Source organism: Brevundimonas sp. UBA5936 (genome assembly GCA_002430835.1).
Classification (GTDB): domain Bacteria; phylum Pseudomonadota; class Alphaproteobacteria; order Caulobacterales; family Caulobacteraceae; genus Brevundimonas.
The window spans coordinates 1-4,811 of sequence record DJDA01000099.1 but is presented as its reverse complement, the minus strand read 5'-3'; the positions used below and the strand labels follow the sequence as shown (position 1 = coordinate 4,811).

The following is a 4,811-nucleotide window of genomic DNA, read 5'->3' as shown; positions in this document are numbered from 1 at the left end:
GCGGCGTCATCGGCGGCCTTGGTCATGGAGCCGCCCTTGGAGGCGACCCAGGCGGCGAAGGCTTCCTGGCTCACCACCTTGACGTGGATCGGCATGAAGGCGTGGTCGACGCCGCACAGCTCGGAGCACTGGCCGTAGTAGTCGCCTTCCTTCTCGGCGCGGAACCAGGTCTCGTTCATGCGGCCCGGAACGGCGTCCACCTTGATGGCGAAGGCCGGCACGGCGACGGCGTGGATCACGTCCGAAGCGGTGATCAGCAGGCGGACGTTCTGACCGACCGGAACCACCATCGGCTCATCGGCGGCCAGGCGGTACAGATGCTTGGGCGCCTTGTCTTCCGGCAGCATGTTCGAGATGTACTCGGCCACACCCTGGTCCGGATATTCATAGCCCCAGTTCCACTGGTTGCCGGTGATCTTCACCGTCACGTCCGAGTCCGGATAGTCGTGATAGGCGAACAGCAGGCGGAACGAGAACAGGGAGATGCCGACCAGGATCAGCACCGGCACCACGGTCCAGATGACCTCGATGACCGTGTTGTGGCTCCACTTGGCCGGGGTCGGGTTGGCGCGCTTGTTGTAGCGGATCGCGATCCACACCAGCAGCGCCAGCACCAGGACGCAGATCACGGTGATGACCGGCATCAGCACGACGTTGTGGAAGAAGTGAGCCTCGTGCGCCAGCGGCGCGGCCGCCGTCTGGAAGCCGAGACCAGCCGGCGTCGGCTGACCCAAAACATCCTGCGCCATCGCCGGCGCAGCGAAAATGGCGGCAAGGGCGGTCGCGGCGATACCGCCCCCCAACCGCGCCATGGCTCGCATGCCCATCCCCATTCGAGAAGTCCTCATAAACCGTTCTGCAGCAGACGTTTGCGAGCAATTCGCAAGCGTCGCCGGGCCCAGACGGACCTCGGCGTGTCATGGCCGGTCCTTATCGGCTCGAACCGCCCTTGCCAAGCGATCAAGCGCACCTATGGCGACCTCCGGGCAAAATGCGGTCGATTAAATCGCTGTCATGTTTGGACAGCTACCTTGCACGGCAAGATACCTTGCGATACCCCTTAAGCACCCTAGAGAGGGACGCCCAAGAGGGACGCAATGCCCGACACCATCGACATCCAACTGAAGAAAGGCGTGCTGGGACTGTGTGTCCTGGCGCTGCTCGCCCGACGCGACAGCTACGCCTATGAGATCGCCAGCCGCCTGTCCGACGCCATCGGCATGGGGGAAGGCACCATCTATCCGCTGATGCGGCGGATGCAGACCGACGGCCTGGTCGAGACCTATCTGGTCGAATCATCCAGCGGCCCGTCGCGCAAATACTATCGTCTGACCGCCGCGGGCCGCCGCGCCCTGGACGGCCAGACCGGCGAGTGGCGGGCCTTCGCCCGCGCCGTCGAGGCCCTGATCGCGGGCGATGACGACGACAGCGTCATTGTCGCCGAGGCCCCGGCCGAAACGCCCGCCCTGCTCGATCAGAGCGCCCAAACCGAATCGACTGCCCAAGCTGACAGGGGAGAGAAGCAATGAACCGCGCGGAATTCCTGGCGCGACTGCGACGCGGCCTGGTGGGCCTGCCCGCCGCCACCGCCAATGAGATCGTGGCCGACTATGAAGCCCACTTCGCCGACGGCGCCGCCGCCGGACGCAGCGAGGCCGAGGTGGCCGAGGCCCTGGGCGATCCCGACCGCCTGTCCCGCGAACTGAAGGCCGAGGCCGGCGCCCAGCGCTGGCGTCAGGAGCCGTCGGCCTCCTCCGCCGCCGGGGCCGTGTTCGGCATCCTGGGCCTGGGCGCGATCGACATCCTGATCCTGCTGCCCATCGCCCTGCCCGTCTTCGGCACGGTGCTGTCCCTGCTGCTGGGCGGGGTCGGCGTCTTCATCGCCGGCGGCTTCGTCATGGTGGCAGGCGCCTTCATGGGTCTGCCGGGCGGGGCGCTGGCCGCCGCGCTGCTGGGCGTCGGCCTGATGGGTCTGGGCATCTTCATGGTCGGAACCATGGCCCTGCTGACCAAGTGGCTGATCGACGCCACCGTCTGGTACGCCCGCCTGCACTACCGCGTCGTCAAGCCCGCCCTGGAACCCCAGGCCTAAAGCCAGAGAGAGGAGAACACAGTCATGATCCGCAATCTGCTCATCATCTCCGGCGCGGGCCTGATCCTGGCCATCGTCGGCATCGGCGGCGCCTTCGCCGTGGGAGGCCGCGACCTGGCCCGCCACGACTGGACCTGGGTCATCACCGACGACGAGTCCGGCGACAGCGGCTTCACCGTCGAGCGCGGCCAGGTCTCGCCCGACACGACCCGCACCATCGAATGGACGGGCGGCGATCGCCTGGCGATCAACATCCCCGCCGACGTCGTCTACGACCAGCAGGCTGAGACCCCGGGCATCACCATCTCGGGCGCCCAGAACGTGGTCGAGCGTGTCCGCTTCTCCAACGGCCGCCTGACGCTGGACGAAGCCCCGCGCGGCGACCGCAGCTATGTCCGCTGGACCCGCACCGGCATTCGCGGCTGGAGCGAGACCGACGCCCTGAAGATCATCATCAAGGCCCCCTCGGTGAAGACCTTCGACCTGTCGGGCCCGACCGAGCTGAAGATCCGCGGCTATGACCAGCCGTCGCTGGACCTCACGCTGACCGGCTCGTCCGACGTGCGGGTCCAGGGTCGCACCGACGCCGTGACAGTCGACGTCTCCGGCGCCGGCGACGCCCGCATGGACGAACTGATCGTCGACGACGCCAAGGTCCGCGTCAGCGGCTCGGGCGAGGTCCGCGTCGGCCCCAGCGGCAAGGCCGAGGTCGACGTCTCGGGCAGCGGCGAAGTCCGCCTGACCCGCCGTCCCGCCGAACTGCGCCAGTCGGTCAGCGGCTCGGGCGAGGTGACGGAGGATTAAAGCCTCCCTCTCCCGGCGGGAGAGGGCTTGAGGCTCGGGGAGCCGAAGGCGATCCGCCAGCCGAAAGGGTGAGGGGCTTGTCCTGTCCGTCGGCGTCAGCCGTCGCGTGAACGCATCAACCGCGAACCCTCACCCTTTGGCTGCTACGCGCCGCCCTTCGGGTCGCGCCTGAACGATCGCTAACGCTCTCGTGCGCTCAAGCCCTCTCCCAACAGGAGAGGGTTTTTGCTGCCCCCGTGACGCCGGGCCTCGCAGCCCCTATCTAGCGTCCATGAGCACCGTCGCCTCCCACTCCCCCATCCTCGACGCCGCGGGCGTAGCCCCGGACGAGGCCCTGTCGATCCTGCAGACCGCCCTGTCGGGCGCCGACGACGGGGAGCTGTTCCTCGAAAAGACCGAGAGCGAATCCCTGGTCTTCGACGACGGGCGGCTGAAGGGCGCCTCCTACGATGCTGTTGAAGGTTTCGGCCTGCGCGTCGTGGCGGGCGAGACCGCCGGTTACGCCCACGCCAATGAAATCTCCGCCGCCGCCATCCGCCGCGCCGCCGACAGCGCCGCGCTCGCCAAGCGTGGCTATGCCGGAACCGCCGCCGAGGCGCCGCGCGCCACCAACCAGCGTCTCTATGATCCGGTCGATCCGCTGCTGGCCCCGGCCTTCTCGGACAAGATCGCCCTGCTGGCCGAGATCGACGCCTGGGCGCGCGCCCGCGATCCGCGCGTGGTGCAGGTCTCGGCCTCCCTGGTCGGCGAGCGTCGCGCCATCGACATCCTGCGCGGCGACGGGCGCCTGCTCAGCGACCTGCGCCCGCTGGTCCGGCTGAACGTCTCCGTCACCGTCGAGAAGGACGGCCGCCGCGAAAGCGCCTCGTCCGGCGCGGGCGGACGCGCAGGCTTCGAGGAATGGGTCGCCCCCGAACGCTGGCAGGCCCAGGTGGACGAGGCCCTGCGTCAGGCCCTGGTCAATCTGGAGGCCGTCGACTGCCCGGCGGGCGAGATGGACGTGGTTCTGGGCGCGGGCTGGCCCGGCGTCCTGCTGCACGAAGCGGTCGGCCACGGCTTCGAGGGCGACTTCCACCGCAAGGGCTCGTCGGTCTTCACCGGCATGATGGGCAAGCGCGTGGCCGCGCCGGGCGTGACGGTCGTGGACGACGGCTCCATCGCCGGGCGTCGCGGCTCGCTGTCGTTCGACGACGAAGGCACTCCGACCTCGCGCACCGTGCTGATCGAGGACGGCATCATGGTCGGCCTGATGCACGACCGGCTGTCGGCGCGTCAGCTGGGCGCCAAGGCCACCGGCAACGGTCGCCGCCAGTCTTTCGCCCACACGCCCATGCCGCGCATGACCAACACCTTCATGGAAGGCGGCACGGATTCGCAGGCCGAGATGATCGCCAGCACCAGGCGCGGGCTCTACGCCGCCAACTTCGGCGGCGGCCAGGTGGACATCACCAACGGCAAATTCGTCTTCCAATGCACCGAGGCCTATCTGATCGAGGACGGCAAGATCACCGCCCCGGTGCGCGGCGCCACCCTGATCGGCGACGGGGCCACGGCCCTGACCCAGATCCAGATGATCGGCGACGACTTCGCCTTCGACCCCGGCGTCGGCACCTGCGGCAAGGCCGGCCAAGGCGTCCCCGTCGGCATCGGCCAGCCCAGCCTCAAGATCGGCGGCCTGACGGTTGGCGGCACGGCGGTCTAGTCCACCCTCTCCCGGCGGGAGAGGGCTTGAGCCTCCAAGAGCGAAGCGATTGGAACAGGCGAAAGGGTGAGGGTTCGCGATTGAAGTCGGCCAAAGGCCGTGGCTGACGGTCCATGCAACGGCTTACGCCGACTGACAGGACAAGCCCCTCACCCTTTCGCGCAAGAACGATCGCTGACGCTCTCGTGCGCTCAAGCCCTCTCCCGCCGGGAG

Annotated in this window: 4 protein-coding genes and 1 pseudogene; 4 read left to right on the top strand and 1 reads right to left on the bottom strand. The window is 68.5% G+C overall.

Annotation, left to right across the window (positions count from 1 at the left end; all coding sequences use genetic code 11):
- On the bottom strand, window positions 1-821 hold an 821-nt coding region (gene coxB / locus B2Y21_RS09170), incomplete at its 3' end, for a cytochrome c oxidase subunit II (protein WP_292059115.1).
- Between the two features lie 276 nt (window positions 822-1,097).
- Between coxB and B2Y21_RS09165 the strand changes: the two are divergent.
- From B2Y21_RS09165 to tldD, 4 genes and pseudogenes are all read left to right on the top strand, one after another.
- Window positions 1,098-1,409 (top strand): annotated as a pseudogene (locus B2Y21_RS09165) (PadR family transcriptional regulator); the annotation flags it as partial.
- A 116-nt stretch (window positions 1,410-1,525) separates the two neighbouring features.
- A complete protein-coding gene (locus B2Y21_RS09160; protein ID WP_087141728.1) occupies window positions 1,526-2,092 on the top strand; it encodes a DUF1700 domain-containing protein in 567 nt (188 codons plus the stop codon).
- A 24-nt stretch (window positions 2,093-2,116) separates the two neighbouring features.
- Window positions 2,117-2,896 (top strand): GIN domain-containing protein, encoded by a 780-nt coding sequence (locus B2Y21_RS09155; protein WP_292059110.1) that lies wholly within the window; start codon window positions 2,117-2,119, stop codon window positions 2,894-2,896.
- A gap of 271 nt (window positions 2,897-3,167) precedes the next feature.
- Window positions 3,168-4,598 (top strand): metalloprotease TldD, encoded by a 1,431-nt coding sequence (gene tldD / locus B2Y21_RS09150; protein ID WP_292059108.1) that lies wholly within the window; start codon window positions 3,168-3,170, stop codon window positions 4,596-4,598.
- Window positions 4,599-4,811: the final 213 nt, after the last annotated feature.